Source organism: Nocardioides sp. Bht2 (assembly GCF_047308515.1).
Lineage (GTDB): Bacteria > Actinomycetota > Actinomycetes > Propionibacteriales > Nocardioidaceae > Nocardioides.
In genome coordinates, this window is record NZ_JBLBWI010000001.1 from 626,667 (window position 1) to 641,714 (window position 15,048).

Below are 15,048 nucleotides of genomic sequence, written 5' to 3' on the forward strand. Positions count from 1 at the left end.
CTAGACGCGCCGAACCGTCAGTGCTTGTGGAAGAAAGCGTCGGCGTCGCTACCGGACTCCATCCAGACGGCGAAGTTCCGGAGCCGCTCCTCGCAGTGATTGCGCGACCCGTGGAGTCGGTACCGCCACGGTACGTCTGGGGTTCCGACGGGCCGGATCAACAGTTCCCAGGCGCCTCGATAGACGGTCCAATGCAGGACGAGACCCACGATGCCCAGGACTCCGGGGATCGCTGTAAACCACTGGACCCAGCGAACGGAGTCAGGGTCCGTCAGGTCGCGTAGGACCGCGCCTCGCGGACGGCAGACGGCGTGAAAGGCACCGGTATCGCCCGTACCGACGATCAGAGTCTCCTGACGAGACTGCGGAACGATCAACGGACGCTCACCTCTGACGGTTCGGCGCGTATGCCGGACGGTTCGGCGCATATGCCGGACGGTTCGGCGCGTATGCCTGACGGTTCGGCGCGCCTAGGTGACGGTTCGGCGCGTATGCCTGACGGTTCGGGTCAGCGGGCGGTGAGGGCGCTCTTGGTCGCCTCGGCCTGGGCGATCGCGCGCTCGGGGGCGCGGACCTTCTTGACCGAGCGGACACCGAGGAAGCCGAAGAGACCGGCGAGCAGGACGTAGAAGGCGAAGACGATCAGGTAGGCCCAGTGCAGGTCGAGGCCATCGCCGTTCCAGTGGATCAGGTAGGCGAGGAAGATCGAGAAGATGATCACTGCGAGCACCAGCAGGAAGCCGGCTGCCGCGAAGAGACCGATCCCGGTGCCGCCGGCCTTGACGCTGAGCTTGAGCTCGGACTTGGCGAGCTTGATCTCACTGGAGATCAGCTTCGAGATGTCACGGTGAGCATCGCCGATGAGGCGGCCGATGGTCGGCTCGTCGTCGTTGAACTGCTGCGCCATGCGTCTCACTCCTGTGCTGGTCCTGATGGTCCGCAGCGGACTCTACACGGCAGAGTCCGCCGTTCGACGCCCCTCGTGAGGTTCAGTCGGCGTACGGCCCGGTGAGCGGCGTCCGCCGCTGATGCACGCGGTTACGGACCGTCAACAAGGCCGCTGCCGCCAGCGCCGCGACCGCAGAGCCGACCAGCACCGCGGTCTTGGCCGCCTCCCGCTCGGCTCCGGTGAAGGAGAGGTCGGAGACCAGCAGCGACACGGTGAAGCCGACACCGGCCAGCATCGCGATGCCCAGCACGTCGATCCAGCTGATGTCCGGGTCGAACTCGGCGCGGGTCAGTTTGGTCAGCAGCCACGAACCACCGAAGACCCCCACCGGCTTGCCGATCACCAGACCCAGCACCACGCCGATCACCACCGGATCGGTGACCAGGTCGGCGCCGCCGGCGATCACCACGCCGGCCGACATCAGCGCGAAGACCGGCACCGCGAGCCCTGCCGACCACGGGTTCAGGGTGTGCGCCACCCGCTCGGCCGGGCTGGTCTCCTCGCCCTCGTCGAGCCGGACCCGGGTCAGCAGACCGAGCACGACACCGGCGATGGTGGCGTGGACGCCGCTCTCGTGGGTGAACCACCAGGTACCGACGAAGAACGGCAGGTAGAGCGCCCACGTGCTGACCCGCATCCGCTGCAGCACCCAGTACCCGGCGGCGCAGGCGAGTGCGATCAGCAGCGACGTGAGGTCGAAGCCGGTCGAGTAGAACGCTGCGATGATCACGATCACGATCAGGTCGTCGACCACGGCCAGGGTGAGCAGGAAGGTGCGCAACTGCCCAGGCAGGGAGGAGCCGACGACGGCCAGCACCGCGACCGCGAAGGCGATATCGGTGGCCGACGGGATCGCCCAACCACCCGGACGCCCGTCGTCGGAGAGCACGTTGATGGTGACGAAGATCAGCGCCGGGACCGCGACCCCACAGATCGCCGCGACGATCGGCACGATCGCATCGGAGATCCGGGAGAGCGACCCGACCACGAACTCCCGCTTCAACTCGAGACCGGTGACGAAGAAGAAGAGGGTCAACGCGCCGTCGGCGGCCCACTTCTCCACCGTCAGCGGACCGATCTCGAACTCGCGCAGGTGGTGGTAGGCGTCGCCGAGGCTGGAGTTGGCCCAGACCACGGCGATCAGGGCCGCGGTCAGCGCCAGGATGCCGCCGACGGTCTCGCGCCGCAGCAGGTCGCTGAGGTAGACAGCGTCACGGCGCTTCGGATCGGGCAGGAAGCGGAGTCGGGTGAGCCTGGGCATAGAGGTCCCTTCGGGAGTTGATCGACAGAACCGCCGCCACCGCGACGAGCCGACCAGACTTCCCGGCACACCGGGAACAACTTTACGCAGTGCCCACCAGGTAGGCCAACTGAGCACGCACGCTGAGCTCGGCCGCTCCCCACAACACCTCGTCGACGTCGGCGTAGACCGTCTCGACGACCCGGCGCGGCAGGTCGTCGGCCCGCAGCGCCGCAGGGTCGGCGTCGGGGACGAGCGTGGCTACCGCTGCCTCGACCTGCGCCAACCGGTCGCGCCGGTGGCTGATGTAGTGGTCGAGGACCGCCAACGCGTTGTCGATCACCGGACCGTGGCCGGGCCAGATCGCGGTCAACTCGTGGGCGTCTGCCAACCGGTGCAGGCGATCGAGCGAATCCAGGTAGGCACCGAGTTGGCCGTCCGGGTGCGCCACCACCGTGGTGCCGCGGCCCAGGACCGTGTCACCGGTCAGCACGGCACCGTCGGCCGGAACCCAGAAGCAGAGCGAGTCGGCAGTGTGGCCGGGGGTCCCGATCACCTGGACCTCGAGACCGTCGACCGCGATCACGTCGCCGTCATGCAGCCCCTCGGTACCGAGCCGGTAGGCCGGGTCGAGCGCCCGCACGCCGCAGCCCATCCGCTCCGCGAACTCCACCGCGGCCTCGGAGTGGTCGTGATGGTGGTGCGTCAGCAGCACCGCGGCCACCGGACCGGAGAACTCCTCGACGGCGTCCAGGTGGCTGACGATCGACGGGCCCGGGTCGATCACGATCGAGCGCGAACCGCCCGGCTCCCGCAGCACCCAGGTGTTGGTGCCGTCGAGCGTCATGATGTTCGGGTTCGGGGCGAGCACGCACTGCGCGCGCTCGCCGAACGCCCCACCGGCCCAGGTCACGCGCGCTGCTCGTTCCCCACGCCGTGTACCAGCTTGCCGACGCGGATCCCCAACTCGACGATCCGCGGCCGCGACTCCAACCGGCCCGAAGCGACGTCGAAGGTCGGCTCGATCATCTCGAACGGCAAAGCAGCCGAGTGCTCGAGCGCTTCTTGGGAGGAGGTGGCGTCGTAGATCTCGCACAACGTCGCGTAGGTCGGCGGGAGGAGCAGCATCTTGCCGGCGTCGGCCAGCTTCAGCGCCTCACGCACCGCGAGCCACTCCACCTTGTCGGACTCGGTGGAGACGTCCCGGGTGATCTGCCCCTCGGGGAGCGTCGCCACGAAGAACCAGGTCAGGTACCGCTTCGGCTCGAAGTTCGGGGTCAACCAACCGCCGAGCACCGAGAGCAGGTCGGTCCGCAGCACCAGGCCGCGGCGGGTGAGGAAGTCGGTCAACGAGAGCTCGCGGCCCTCCAGCGCCACCCGGTCGGCCTCCCAGTCGTCGCCGGTGGTGTCGGCCACCACGGCGTCCGCGGTGCCGGCCAGCAGCACGCCGGACTCCTCGAAGGTCTCCCGCACCGCGGCACAGACCAGGGCCTTCGCCTCGTCGGGCGTGCAGTCCATCCGCTGCGCCCACTCCTCGGGCGACGGTCCGGCCCACAGGGACGGCTCCAGCTCCGAGTCACGGGCGTCCACGCCGCCACCGGGGAAGACGCTCATTCCCGCGGCGAACTCCATCCCCACATGACGACGCAGCAGGTAGACCTCCAGCCCACCCGGCGAGCCGTCGCCGTCGCGCAGGAGCACGACGGTCGAGGCGGAGCGCGGAGCTGCGGGCTCGCGCAGGCCCTGGGCGAACTCAGCCGCCTGCTCGATCAGATGGGCAGGCAGGACGAGAGTCGGGTCCATCAGACCTCGACCATGAGCTCGACCTCGACCGGCGAGTCGAGCGGCAGGACCGGCACGCCGACGGCGGACCGGGCGTGGATGCCGGCCTCGCCGAACGCCTCGCCGAGCAGCTCCGAGACGCCGTTGGCGACCTTGGGCTGTCCGGTGAAGTCGGGTGTCGAGGAGACGAAGACGACGACCTTGACGATCCGCTTCACCAGATCCAGGTCGCCGATCTCGGCCTTCACCGCAGCGATGGCGTTGAGGCCACACTGCCGGGCACAGGCGTAGGCCTCCTCCTCGGTCACCTCGCCGCCGACCTTGCCGGTCAGCATGAGTTCGCCGGACTTCATCGGCAGCTGGCCGGAGGTGAAGACGTGGTTGCCGCTACGCACCGCAGGCACGTAGACGGCGACGGGCTTGGCAACCTCGGGGACCTGGAGACCGAGCGCGGCCAGGCGCTCCTCGACGACGCTCATCAGCCCTCGATCGGCCGCTTGAAGTAACCGACGAGGTTCTCCGGGTTCATCCCGGGCGCGATCTGCACGAGCTCCCAGCCGTCGGACCCGAAGTTGTCCAGGATCTGCTTCGCGGCGTGCGTCAGGATCGGTGCAGTCAGGTATTCCCACTTGGTCATATCGGCACCTTACTCGGCTGCTCGCCGGGCCGATCTCCTCCCGTGGGCTGACGTGCTCGACACGCCGGCGCTCTACCCTCGCTGGCATGGCACGCGCACCCCGACGTCTCAGCCCCCGCGGCCAACAGCTCTTCGACGTCGCCCTGGCGAGTGCGCTCACCCTGCCTGCACTGCTGACGCTGCCGTTCGAGGCGATGTCGTGGCCGGTCGCCCTGCTCTCCTTGGCGATGACGGTGCCGCTCTACTGGCGGCGCAGCCATCCGGTCGCAGTGATGGCGGCGGTCAGCCTGGCCCACTTCTTTCAGCTCCAGGTCGTCGACTATCCGATCTACGGCCAGGTCGCCTTCCCGTTCGCGGTCTACGCGATCGCCCGCCACAGCACCGCGTTCTGGAGCGGGGTCGGCCTGGGCATCGCCCAACTCGGCGCGGTGCTGGCAGCATTGGACTGGCTGCTCGGCTTCGACAGCCTCACGTTGCAGACCTTCATCGCCTACTTCGTCCCGCTGAGCCTGATCGGCTGGGTCTCCTGGCTCTTCGGCAACCTGGCCCGCACCCGGCACGAGTACGTCGCAGCGCTGTTGGACCGCGGCCAACGGCTCGAACGCGAGGCCCACCAGCAGGCCGCCCTGGCTGCGGCCGACGAACGCGCCCGGATCGCCCGGGAGATGCACGACGTCGTGGCCCACGGTCTCTCGGTGATCGTCGTCCAGGCTGACGGCGCCCGCTACGCCGTCAGCGATCCTGTCGCCACCCGGACCCTGACCACGATCGCGGCGACCGGACGTGAGTCGTTGACCGAGATGCGCCGGATGCTCGGGCTGTTGCGCTCCGAGGAGTCCGGGATGCGTCCGCAGCCGGTACTCGCCGACGTCCCCCACCTGATCGCCGAGGCCCGCGCCGGCGGGACCCTGATCGAGGCCGAGCTACCCGATCCCATACCTGCGGTGGCGGACGGCGTCGGACTCAGCGTGTACCGGATCGTCCAGGAGGCGTTGACCAACGTCCGCAAGCACGCCGGCGCCGCGGCCCGGGTCGCCGTCCACCTGGAGGTGCAGGACCGGACGATCAGCCTGGCGGTGCTCGACGACGGCAACGGCGCCAGTGCCGCCGACGACGGTCGCGGCCTCGGCCTGCTCGGGATGCGCGAGCGCGCGACCGCCCACGGCGGCACGCTCGAGGCGGGCCCACGACCCGGCGGCGGTTTCGCCGTCTCTGCGAGGATCCCCCTGTGAGCGCACGCGATTCGACTCCCGACGCCGCACCGATCCGCGTCCTGCTGGTCGACGACCAGCAGATGGTCCGGGCCGGGTTCCGGATGTTGCTGGGCAGCCAGCCCGACCTGGAGGTCGTCGGCGAGGCGGGCAACGGCGAGGAGGCGCTTCGGGTTCTCGCGGCGACCGGCGCCGACGTCGTCCTGATGGACGTCCGGATGCCGGTGATGGACGGCGTCGAGGCCACCGGGCGGATCGCCGCCGACGAGGAGGCGCCCCGGGTGATCGTGCTGACCACCTTCGACCTCGACGAATACGCCTTCGCCGCCCTCCGTGCCGGAGCCTCGGCCTTCCTGCTCAAGGATGCGCCGCCCGAGGACCTGCTGCGCGCGATCCGCTCGGTCCATGCCGGGGACGCCGTCGTCGCACCGAGCACCACCCGGCGCCTGCTCGACCACTTCACCGCGGCGCTGCCGGCCGAACCACGGCCGCCCGCCGCGGAGGACGAACGCCTGCGCTGGTTGACCGAACGCGAACTCGAGGTACTGGTGCTGATCGGCCGTGGTCGGTCCAATTCCGAGATCGCCGAGGAGTTGGTGGTCGCCGAGGCGACGGTGAAGACCCACGTGGGACGGCTGCTGGCCAAGACCCAGTGCCGCGACCGGGTGCAGTTGGTCATCCTCGCCTACGAGACCGCGCTGGTCACCGCGAGCTAGCGGCACCACCGAGGTTGCGGCCAGGCGAGCACGTACGACCACGGTCTGACGTCGGAGCCGGATCTGCGACTCGGGGATGAACCGAGGTCGATCCTCCAGACCGACGCTCAGACCCGCGCCCACTGGAAATCTCGGGGGTATGAGTCAGACCCTCTCCCCCGCCCTTCCCGGTGACCCGGTCGTGGTCCCACCCGCCGCCCGCGCCCGGGACCTGACCCGGATCCACGGCCGCGGTGAGGCAGCTGTGCACGCGCTGCGCGGCGTCGACCTGGAGCTGCCCCGCGGCCGGTTCACCGCGATCATGGGACCGTCGGGTTCCGGGAAGTCGACCTTGATGCACTGTCTGGCCGGGCTGGACCAGGCCACGTCGGGCACGGTCGAGATCGCCGGCACCGACCTCTCCGGGCTGAACGACGATGCCCTCACCCGGTTCCGGCGCGAACAGATCGGCTTCGTCTTCCAGTCGTTCAACCTGCTGCCGATGCTCACCGCCGAACAGAACATCCTGCTCCCCTTCGACCTAGCCGGCCAACGGCTCAGCGCCGCCGACCGCACCCGCCTCGCCGAGATCGTGGAGGTGCTCGGCATCGCCGGCCGGCTCCGCCACCTACCGAGCGAGCTCTCCGGAGGCCAGCAGCAACGGGTCGCGATCGCCCGCGCCCTGGTCACCTCCCCGGCGCTGCTCTTCGCCGACGAGCCCACCGGCAACCTCGACAGCGAAGCCTCCGCGGAGGTACTCGACTTCCTGCGCCGCTCGGTCCGCGAGTTCTCCCAGACCGTGGTGATGGTGACCCACGAACTCGACGCCGCTGCCTACGCCGACGACGTGGTGGTGCTGCACGACGGCCAGGTCAGCACCCACCTGCGCCAGCCGAGCGCCGAGGCGCTCGCCACAGCGGTGCGCGGGGGTGCTCGCTGATGCGGGCCGTTCTGCTCGGTTCGCTGCGCCGCTACGGACGGCGATACCTGACGGCCGGCATCGCGGTGATGGTCGCGGTCGGCTTCCTGGTCGCCGTGGACGCGCTGACCTCGTCGGCGAAGGAGGGGCTGACCGCCGACGTCGCCGTCCCCTTCCAGGACGCCGAGGTGGTGGCCGCGCAGCTCAGCGGTGCCGACGCCACGACGGCGATGGCGCGCGCCGAACGCGCAGGCGCAGAGGCCAGCGTGCTCGGCTGGACCCCGCAGCCGGTGCGGGCCGGAGACCGCCTACTCGGCTCCGACGTCGACCTCGGCGTGGTCTCGGCCAGCGACCGTTTCCGCTGGCAGGAACTGCGCACCGGCCGCTTCCCGCAACGCACGGGCGAGGCGGTGATCGACGTCAACCAGGCGAAGACCCACCGGCTCGAACTCGGCGACGAACTGAGCATCGGCACCGGCGCCACCACCCGTGAGGTGCGGGTCGTCGGGATCGTGGACACCCCCTCGATCTTCGTCGCGGCCGCCGTCTACCTGTTGTGGGACGACCTCCGACCGTGGGCGGACCAGCTCTACGTCGACAGCCTGCTCTGGGCGCAGGGCACCTCCACGTCCGCCCAGATCGACCAGTTGGCGCGGTGGTTCCCCGACGCCGAGGTACAGCCGCGGGACCAGCATGTCGAAGCGCTGAAGGTGGAGATCGACCAAGGCGTCGACGTGCTCGCGCTGATCGGTCTGCTCTTCGTCGCGATCGCGGTCTGCGTCGCGGTGCTGGTGATCGCCAACACCTTCGCCATCATCTTCGCTCAGCGGGCCCGTGATCTGGCCCTACTACGCTGCGTCGGCGCCACCCGCGGCCAGCTGCTCCGCTCGGTGCGGATCGAGGCGCTGGCGATCGGGCTCACCGCCTCCGCGCTCGGGGTGGCGCTCGGCGTCGCCGGTGGCTACGGGCTGGTCGCCGCGATCAACGGCGTCAGCGACTCCTTCACGATGGGCGCGGTCAGCTGGAACCCGGTCTGGATCGGTTCTGCCGCACTGCTCGGCACGCTGACCACCGTGGTCGCCGCCTGGCTACCGACACGACGCGTGGTCCGGGTCCGGCCGCTCCAGGCGCTCCGCCCCGAGGCGGCCCAACCGGTGGCAGACCGCGCCGGACTCATCCGGGTGGGCTGCGGCCTGCTGCTGGCGGGAACCGGATCGGTGGCGCTGGGATGGGCGGTCCGCGACCAACAGTTCGAGCTGATGCTCGCCGGCGGGATCGCCGTCTTCGCCGGCGTCATCGCGCTCGGCCCGGTCCTGGCGCCCGCCCTGATCCGGGTGCTCGGCGGCGCCCTGGCCCGGCTCGGCGGCGCCCCGGTCAGGCTGGCCACCAGCAACGCCGTCCGCAACCCCCGGCGCAGTGCCTCCACCACCGCGGCCCTGCTGATCGGGTTGACCCTCACCTCGGCCGTACTCACCGGCCTGGCCACCGCCCGGGGCGCCGTCGGCGAGGAGATGGACCGTAGCGACCCGGTCGACGTCGCGATCACCGCCTCGACGGCCGAGCCGCTGAGCACGGAACTGGTCGCGGCGATCGGGCGCCAGTCCGACGTACTCGCCGTCGACGCGCTCCGTGGCGTCCAGGTGCGCTCGCCGCAGCTCGGCCGGATCGACGTCGCCGTGGCTGGGCCACGGACCCCGCGTGCAGCGGACGTCGTCACTCCCGACGACACGACCCTCCTGGTTCCGGTCGATCTGGTCCCTGACGACGGGCTACCCGCGAAGGTCACCCTCCGGACCACGGAAGGATCGGTCCGGCTGCGCACCGAGATCGGCGATGGATGGGGTCCGACCGCACTGATCTCCGCCGCGGCGCTGGCCCGGTTGAGCAGCGAACCCTCGACCCGAGCAGTCTGGGTCCGCGCCCAGGACGGGGCCGACGCCGAGGACCTCACCGGCGACCTCACCGCAGTCGCCGCGAGTGAGGACGCCGCGGTGACCAGCGCCCTCTCCAAGCGCGGCTACGTCGACCTGCAGCTCGACGTGGTCACCGGAGCGATAGTCGGCCTGTTGGGGATCTCAGTGGTGATCGCGTTGGTCGGGATCGCCGGGACTCTGGGCCTGTCGGTGCTGGAACGGACCCGCGAGCACGCGATGCTGCGGGCGATCGGCCTGACCCGCAAGGGGCTCCGGTTGCTGCTCGCCGTCGAGGCCGCGCTGCTCTCGGTGACCGCCACGGTGATCGGGGTCGCGCTCGGGCTGGCCTTCGCCTGGGTCGCGGTGCGGGCCGTCGTCGAACCCGCGGTGCCGGGCGTGACGATGACCTGGCCGGTCGGCCAACTCCTCACCGTGGTCGCGATCTCAGCACTCGCCGGACTCGCCTCCTGCGTCCTACCGGCCAGACGGGCCACCCGAATCACCCCGATCGCCGGGTTGGCTCAGGAATAACCGCCCCGCCTCCCCAGCACGGCGCTAGGCTTCCGGATCGTGAGCACCAACAAGGCGGTGGCGGCCTGGAGTCAGGCTCAGCTCCACATCGTCACCGGCAAGGGCGGCACCGGAAAATCGACGGTGGCGGCGGCACTCGCGCTGAGCCTCGCCAGCCAGGGACGCAACGTCCTGCTGTGCGAGGTGGAGGGGCGCCAGGGCATCGCCCAGATGTTCGACGTCGCACCGTTGCCGTACGAGGAGCGGAAGATCGCGACCGGGCTGCCGACCTCGGGGCAGGCGACGCCGGGCAGCGTCTTCGCGCTGCACATCGACGCCGAGTCGGCGCTGCTGGAGTACCTGGCGATGTACTACAAGTTGGGCCGCGCGGGTCGCGCCCTCGATAGGTTCGGGGTGATCGACTTCGCCACCACGATCGCTCCCGGCGTGCGCGATGTGCTGCTCACCGGCAAGGTCTTCGAGGCAGCCAAGGAGGGCCGTAAGAAGGGCACCTCCTCCAAGCAGGGGGCGCACTACGACGCGATCGTCCTGGACGCCCCGCCGACCGGCCGGATCACCCAGTTCCTCGGGGTGAACTCCGAACTCGCCGGGCTGGCCAAGGTCGGCCCGATCAAGGGCCAGGCCGACACCGTGATGACGCTCTTCCGCTCGGAACGGACCCGGGTACATCTGGTCACGGTGCTGGAGGAGATGCCGGTCCAGGAGACCGCGGACGGAATCGCCGAACTGCAGGCCGCGAAGCTCCCGGTCGGTGCGGTGATCGTCAACCTGGTCCGCCCGCAAGAGCTCACCGACGACCAGCTGACCGCGATCCGTGAGGGCCGCCTGGACCGCGACGAGATCAGCACCGAGCTCCGCACCGCCGGGGTCGCCGTCGACGACGCGTTGGTGGACGGTCTCCTCGCCGAGGCGGCCGACCACGCCGAGCGCCGTGCGCTGGAGGACTCCCAACGGCGGGTGGTGGAGCAGCTCGACGTGCCCACGCTCGAGCTGCCTCGGCTCGCGACCGGGGTCGACCTCGGCGGGCTCTACGAACTGGCCGGCATGCTGCGGGAGCAGGGGGTCCGATGAACAAGCCGTACAGCCGGGTCGGTCCGTTGGCGGCCATCCGGACCGCCGACCTCCCGCTCGACGTCGACGCCCTCCTCGACAACCCCGCGACCGAGATCATCGTCTGCTGCGGCTCGGGCGGCGTCGGCAAGACCACGACGTCGGCAGCATTGGCGCTGCGGGCGGCCGAGCGGGGCCGCAAGGTCGTCGTACTGACCATCGACCCGGCCCGCCGACTCGCTCAGTCGATGGGGATCGAAGCCCTCGACAACACGCCCCGACCGGTTCCCGGCGCGGGCAGCGACGGCGGCAGCCTCGACGCGATGATGCTGGACATGAAGAGCACCTTCGACGAAGTGGTGCTCAGTCAGGCCAACCCGGAGAAGGCCAAACAGATCCTGGAGAACCCCTTCTACGTCGCGTTGTCGACGTCGTTCGCGGGCACCCAGGAGTACATGGCGATGGAGAAGCTCGGTCAGCTGCACGGCTCCGCGCAGGAGTCGGGCGAGTGGGACCTGATCGTGGTCGACACCCCGCCGTCCCGCTCCGCACTCGACTTCCTGGACGCACCCGAGCGGCTGAGCAGCTTCCTCGACGGCCGGTTCATCAAGCTTCTGCTCACTCCGGCCCGAGGCCCGGCCCGGTTGATGAGCGCCGGGTTCGGGATGATGACGAACGCGTTGTCGAAGATCGTCGGCGCCTCGGTGCTCCAGGACCTGCAGACCTTCGTCGCCGCCTTCGACACGCTCTTCGGCGGCTTCCGCCAGCGGGCCCAGAAGACGTTCCAGCTGTTGCAGGCCGACGGCACCGCCTTCCTGGTGGTCGCGGCCCCGGAGCCGGACGCACTGCGGGAGGCCGCCTACTTCGTGGAGCGGCTCAGCGGTGAGGGCATGCCGTTGGCCGGCCTGGTGGTGAACCGGGCCAGCAGCGCACCGGTCAGCGCGCTGAGCGCGGATGCTGCGGTGGCCGCCGCGGAGCGGCTTGCCACCGACGGCGAACCCGGGGTCACCGCGGGGCTCCTGCGCTTGCACGCCGACCGGGTACGGATCGTGGAGCGGGAGGCGCGACTGCGCCGCAGCTTCGCCACCAGCCACCCGAACGTCGCCACGGCGGTGGTCCCGGCCCTGGCCAGTGACGTCCACGACCTCGACGGCCTGCGCACCATCGGCGAACTGATCGCCGACCAGGGCTGAGATGTCCTCGGGGGCGGGGTCGTGAGGGCACAACCAGGGGCCATCTGCCCCCTGGCAGATGGCCCCTGGTTGTCGTACGAGTGTCAGATGGCGACGCGCTGGCTGGCCTTGGCGGCTTCCAGCACGGTGCGCCACGACTCCACGTTGCGGCGACGCAGCAATGCCCGCCGTTCACGCTCGGTCATGCCGCCCCACACGCCCCACTCAATTTGGTTGTCTAGTGCTTCCGCCAAGCATTCAGTACGTACGGGGCATCCCCCGCACACCTGCTTGGCCTTGTTCTGCTCCGCTCCGCGCACGAATAGGTCGTCGGGTTGCCCCTGCCTACACGCCGCGGACGGTGCCCAATCTTCAACCCACATGCGATGTCCCCACATCCAGGATTGGTGAGTCCCCCCTGCGGAACTCCCCACCGGCCAATCCCGTCAACAAGCTATGTGTCTTCCGATGTGATCTGGAAGACACAAAGCAACTACATTCAATAGTCAATTTGGACTAGGTCCAAGCGGTCGGTCCACAACGTGGGATGGCAGCGTCCCGTACGCTTGAGGTCATGTCGTCGCAAGAACCACGCGAGAGTTTCGCCTCGATCGCGGGCTCCATGCTCGCGGTCTCCGCAATCCTCGGAGTCCTGGTCGCAGGGCTCGCCATCCCGTTCGCCGCGGTCGCGGGCATCACCGCCCGCAACGCCGCTGACTCCATGCAGGACCTTCCTGCCGATATGGAGGAGCAGGCGCTGCCGCAGCGCACCCGGATCCTGGCCGCCGACGGCAGCCCGATCGCCACCATCTACGACGAGAACCGGGTCAACGTCAGCCTGGACCAGGTCTCGAAGGTGATGCGTCAGGCGATCCTCTCGATCGAGGACTACCGCTTCTACCAGCACGGCGCCCTCGACCTGAAGGGCACGCTGCGCGCCCTGATCACCAACCAGGCCGCCGGCCAGACCGTCCAGGGTGGCTCCTCGATCACCCAGCAGATGGTCAAGCTGACACTGGTGCAGCAGGCGAAGACCGACGAGGAGCGCAAGGCCGCGATCGACGACACCGTGGCCCGCAAGATCCGCGAACTCCGCTACGCCATCGCCTACGAGCAGAACCACTCCAAGGACTGGATCCTGGAGCGGTATCTCAACATCGCCTACTTCGGCGACGGCGTCTACGGCGTCCAGGCCGCGGCCCGGCACTACTTCAGCGTCGACGCGCGCAAGCTGAACCTGCAGCAGGCGGCGACGCTGGCGGGCCTGGTGAAGAACCCGGTCGGCTACGACCCGACCCGGCATGGCGACCGCGCCGTCTCGCGCCGCAACACCGTGCTCGACCGGATGGCCGAGCTGAACGTGATCACCCAGGACAAGGCGGACAAGGTCAAGGCTCGCAGCCTCGGTCTCAAGATCACGCCGAACCGGAACGGCTGCCTGGTCTCGGCGGCACCGTTCTTCTGTGACTACGTGATGAACTACCTCAAGCAGGACCCGGCGCTCGGCGCCACCCCCGACGAGCGCGAGCAGCTGCTGAAGTCCGGCGGCCTGACCATCCGCACCACGATCGACCTGCGCTTCCAGAAGGCCGCGACGACGGCCGTCGAAGGCCACGTCTTCCCCCGGGAGAACGCGATCGGTGCGCTGGCTCTGGTCGAGCCGGGCAGCGGTGACGTGAAGGCGCTGGCCCAATCGCGCCCGATGGGCAGCCGGAAGACATCCGGCGAGACCTTCATCAACTACACCGTCCCCAAGGAGGTCGGCGGTGCGCGCGGCTTCCAGGCAGGCTCTACGTTCAAGGCGTTCGTGCTCGCCCAGGCGATCAAGCAGGGCGAGTCGATGAGCGAGATGCTGCCGGCCACCGACCCGATGACGTTCCGCGAGTCCGACTACCTCACCTGCGGCGATCAGCCGTACGGCTACGGCAGCTTCTCGGTGCCCAACTCGACCGGTGACGGCAGGCCGAAGAACATGTACACCGGCACCCAGCAATCGGTGAACACCTACTTCCTCGGGCTCACGCAGAAGACCGGCCTCTGCAAGCCGTTCAAGCTCGCCCAAGATCTCGGCGTGCACCTGACCAACCCGAACGGCGGCCCCGAGGGCAGCGCCGAGCGCACCCCGAACTTCAGCCTCGGTGTTGCCGACGCGACCCCTTTGGAGATGGCCGAGGCCTACGCCACCTTCGCCGCCCGCGGCATGCACTGCGACTCGCGTCCGGTCACCCGGATCGACGACGCCAACGGCACGCTGGTCAAGAAGTACGCCAAGGGCTGCAAGCAGGTCCTGCCCAGCGCCGTCGCGGACGCCGTCAACGCCGTTCTCAAGGGCGTCACCGGGCCGGGCGGCTTCGCCTCGCGGATCGCGCCGTCGCAGCCTTCGGCCGGTAAGACCGGTACCACGAACAGCGCCAACTCGGTGTGGTTCGTGGGCTATACCCCGAACCTGGCGGGCGCCTCGATGATCGCCGGCGCCGACGCGAACGGCAGCCCGTCGTCGCTGATCGGCAAGACCGTCGGTGGCCGCACCCTCTACGACGCCTCCGGTTCCGGTACCGCGGGGCCGATGTGGGGCGAAACCTTCCGTGCCGTCGAGCAGTGGCTCGACGACGAGAGCTTCGTGGCACCGTCCGCCGACGAGGTGTCCGGCGTGATGGTGACCGTGCCGAGCGTCAACGGGATGAGCGTCGACGCCGCCACCCGGACGTTGGAGGGCGCGAACTTCAACGTCGCCGTCTCGCCGGGCATGGTCGACTCCAACGCCGCTCGCGGCACCGTGGCCTACAGCTTCCCGGGCGGCGGTTCGCAGAGCTCCAGCGGCGACACGATCACGCTCTACGTCTCCGACGGTTCGCCGAAGCCCCCGCCCGGCAAGAAGAACAAGGGCAAGAAGAACCGTGACCGCGGCGACCGGGGCGACCGGGGCCGCGACGACTGAGCACGCCAGGC

Annotated in this window: 15 protein-coding genes; 7 read left to right on the plus strand and 8 right to left on the minus strand. The window is 69.7% G+C overall.

Going from position 1 to position 15,048, the window contains the following annotated elements:
- Nucleotides 1-17 precede the first annotated feature (17 nt).
- The 7 genes from ACLM5J_RS03005 to ACLM5J_RS03035 form a co-directional block, all read right to left on the minus strand.
- Nucleotides 18-377: a hypothetical protein gene (locus ACLM5J_RS03005; protein WP_413654518.1), complete on the minus strand. Its 360-nt coding sequence runs from the start codon at nt 375-377 to the stop codon at nt 18-20.
- A gap of 131 nt (nt 378-508) precedes the next feature.
- The gene (locus tag ACLM5J_RS03010; protein WP_413654519.1) at nt 509-907 is read right to left on the minus strand and encodes a phage holin family protein; all 399 of its coding nucleotides are present in this window, start codon (nt 905-907) and stop codon (nt 509-511) included.
- An 82-nt stretch (nt 908-989) separates the two neighbouring features.
- On the minus strand, nt 990-2,210 hold the full coding sequence (gene nhaA, locus ACLM5J_RS03015) for a Na+/H+ antiporter NhaA (protein ID WP_413654520.1): 1,221 nt from the start codon (nt 2,208-2,210) through the stop codon (nt 990-992).
- An 82-nt stretch (nt 2,211-2,292) separates the two neighbouring features.
- Nucleotides 2,293-3,102, minus strand: a complete 810-nt coding sequence (locus ACLM5J_RS03020; protein ID WP_413654521.1) for an MBL fold metallo-hydrolase — start codon at nt 3,100-3,102, stop codon at nt 2,293-2,295.
- Nucleotides 3,099-3,992: an NUDIX hydrolase gene (locus tag ACLM5J_RS03025; RefSeq protein ID WP_413654522.1), complete on the minus strand. Its 894-nt coding sequence runs from the start codon at nt 3,990-3,992 to the stop codon at nt 3,099-3,101. Before ACLM5J_RS03025 ends, ACLM5J_RS03020 begins: the two co-directional genes overlap by 4 nt.
- The gene (locus ACLM5J_RS03030) at nt 3,992-4,450 is read right to left on the minus strand and encodes a RidA family protein (RefSeq protein WP_413654524.1); all 459 of its coding nucleotides are present in this window, start codon (nt 4,448-4,450) and stop codon (nt 3,992-3,994) included. Before ACLM5J_RS03030 ends, ACLM5J_RS03025 begins: the two co-directional genes overlap by 1 nt.
- On the minus strand, nt 4,450-4,608 hold the full coding sequence (locus tag ACLM5J_RS03035; RefSeq protein WP_181645291.1) for a DUF4177 domain-containing protein: 159 nt from the start codon (nt 4,606-4,608) through the stop codon (nt 4,450-4,452). Before ACLM5J_RS03035 ends, ACLM5J_RS03030 begins: the two co-directional genes overlap by 1 nt.
- 86 nt (nt 4,609-4,694) lie before the next feature.
- Here ACLM5J_RS03035 and ACLM5J_RS03040 point away from each other — a divergent pair, with 86 nt between their 5' ends.
- The 6 genes from ACLM5J_RS03040 to ACLM5J_RS03065 all read left to right on the plus strand — a co-directional run bounded on the left by ACLM5J_RS03040 (nt 4,695) and on the right by ACLM5J_RS03065 (nt 12,120).
- On the plus strand, nt 4,695-5,840 hold the full coding sequence (locus tag ACLM5J_RS03040; protein ID WP_413654525.1) for a sensor histidine kinase: 1,146 nt from the start codon (nt 4,695-4,697) through the stop codon (nt 5,838-5,840).
- Nucleotides 5,837-6,535, plus strand: coding sequence for a response regulator (locus ACLM5J_RS03045; RefSeq protein WP_413654526.1), 699 nt, complete (start codon nt 5,837-5,839; stop codon nt 6,533-6,535). The genes ACLM5J_RS03040 and ACLM5J_RS03045 overlap by 4 nt, the downstream gene beginning before the upstream one ends.
- A 139-nt stretch (nt 6,536-6,674) precedes the next feature.
- Entirely contained in the window at nt 6,675-7,454 is a 780-nt protein-coding gene (locus ACLM5J_RS03050; RefSeq protein WP_413654528.1) for an ABC transporter ATP-binding protein, read from the plus strand.
- Nucleotides 7,454-9,877, plus strand: a complete 2,424-nt coding sequence (locus ACLM5J_RS03055) for an ABC transporter permease (protein WP_413654529.1) — start codon at nt 7,454-7,456, stop codon at nt 9,875-9,877. The genes ACLM5J_RS03050 and ACLM5J_RS03055 overlap by 1 nt, the downstream gene beginning before the upstream one ends.
- 39 nt (nt 9,878-9,916) lie before the next feature.
- A complete protein-coding gene (locus ACLM5J_RS03060; RefSeq protein ID WP_413654531.1) occupies nt 9,917-10,948 on the plus strand; it encodes an ArsA-related P-loop ATPase in 1,032 nt (343 codons plus the stop codon).
- A complete protein-coding gene (locus ACLM5J_RS03065; RefSeq protein WP_413654532.1) occupies nt 10,945-12,120 on the plus strand; it encodes an ArsA family ATPase in 1,176 nt (391 codons plus the stop codon). The genes ACLM5J_RS03060 and ACLM5J_RS03065 overlap by 4 nt, the downstream gene beginning before the upstream one ends.
- A gap of 83 nt (nt 12,121-12,203) precedes the next feature.
- Here the strand turns inward: ACLM5J_RS03065 and ACLM5J_RS03070 are convergent, their stop codons facing one another.
- On the minus strand, nt 12,204-12,482 hold the full coding sequence (locus tag ACLM5J_RS03070; RefSeq protein WP_413654533.1) for a WhiB family transcriptional regulator: 279 nt from the start codon (nt 12,480-12,482) through the stop codon (nt 12,204-12,206).
- A 191-nt stretch (nt 12,483-12,673) separates the two neighbouring features.
- Between ACLM5J_RS03070 and ACLM5J_RS03075 the strand changes: the two genes are divergently transcribed.
- Nucleotides 12,674-15,037 (plus strand): transglycosylase domain-containing protein, encoded by a 2,364-nt coding sequence (locus ACLM5J_RS03075; RefSeq protein ID WP_413654534.1) that lies wholly within the window; start codon nt 12,674-12,676, stop codon nt 15,035-15,037.
- Nucleotides 15,038-15,048: the final 11 nt, after the last annotated feature.

Bases quoted from the DNA above. Each gene is read 5' to 3' on its own strand.
- ACLM5J_RS03010 (WP_413654519.1), bottom strand. From the start codon at position 907: ATGGCGCAGCAGTTCAACGACGACGAGCCGACCATCGGCCGCCTCATC.
- nhaA (WP_413654520.1), bottom strand. From the start codon at position 2,210: ATGCCCAGGCTCACCCGACTCCGCTTCCTGCCCGATCCGAAGCGCCGT.
- ACLM5J_RS03025 (WP_413654522.1), bottom strand. From the start codon at position 3,992: ATGGACCCGACTCTCGTCCTGCCTGCCCATCTGATCGAGCAGGCGGCT.
- ACLM5J_RS03030 (WP_413654524.1), bottom strand. From the start codon at position 4,450: ATGAGCGTCGTCGAGGAGCGCCTGGCCGCGCTCGGTCTCCAGGTCCCC.
- ACLM5J_RS03035 (WP_181645291.1), bottom strand. From the start codon at position 4,608: ATGACCAAGTGGGAATACCTGACTGCACCGATCCTGACGCACGCCGCG.
- ACLM5J_RS03040 (WP_413654525.1), top strand. From the start codon at position 4,695: ATGGCACGCGCACCCCGACGTCTCAGCCCCCGCGGCCAACAGCTCTTC.
- ACLM5J_RS03050 (WP_413654528.1), top strand. From the start codon at position 6,675: ATGAGTCAGACCCTCTCCCCCGCCCTTCCCGGTGACCCGGTCGTGGTC.
- ACLM5J_RS03055 (WP_413654529.1), top strand. From the start codon at position 7,454: ATGCGGGCCGTTCTGCTCGGTTCGCTGCGCCGCTACGGACGGCGATAC.
- ACLM5J_RS03065 (WP_413654532.1), top strand. From the start codon at position 10,945: ATGAACAAGCCGTACAGCCGGGTCGGTCCGTTGGCGGCCATCCGGACC.
- ACLM5J_RS03070 (WP_413654533.1), bottom strand. From the start codon at position 12,482: ATGTGGGTTGAAGATTGGGCACCGTCCGCGGCGTGTAGGCAGGGGCAA.
- ACLM5J_RS03075 (WP_413654534.1), top strand. From the start codon at position 12,674: ATGTCGTCGCAAGAACCACGCGAGAGTTTCGCCTCGATCGCGGGCTCC.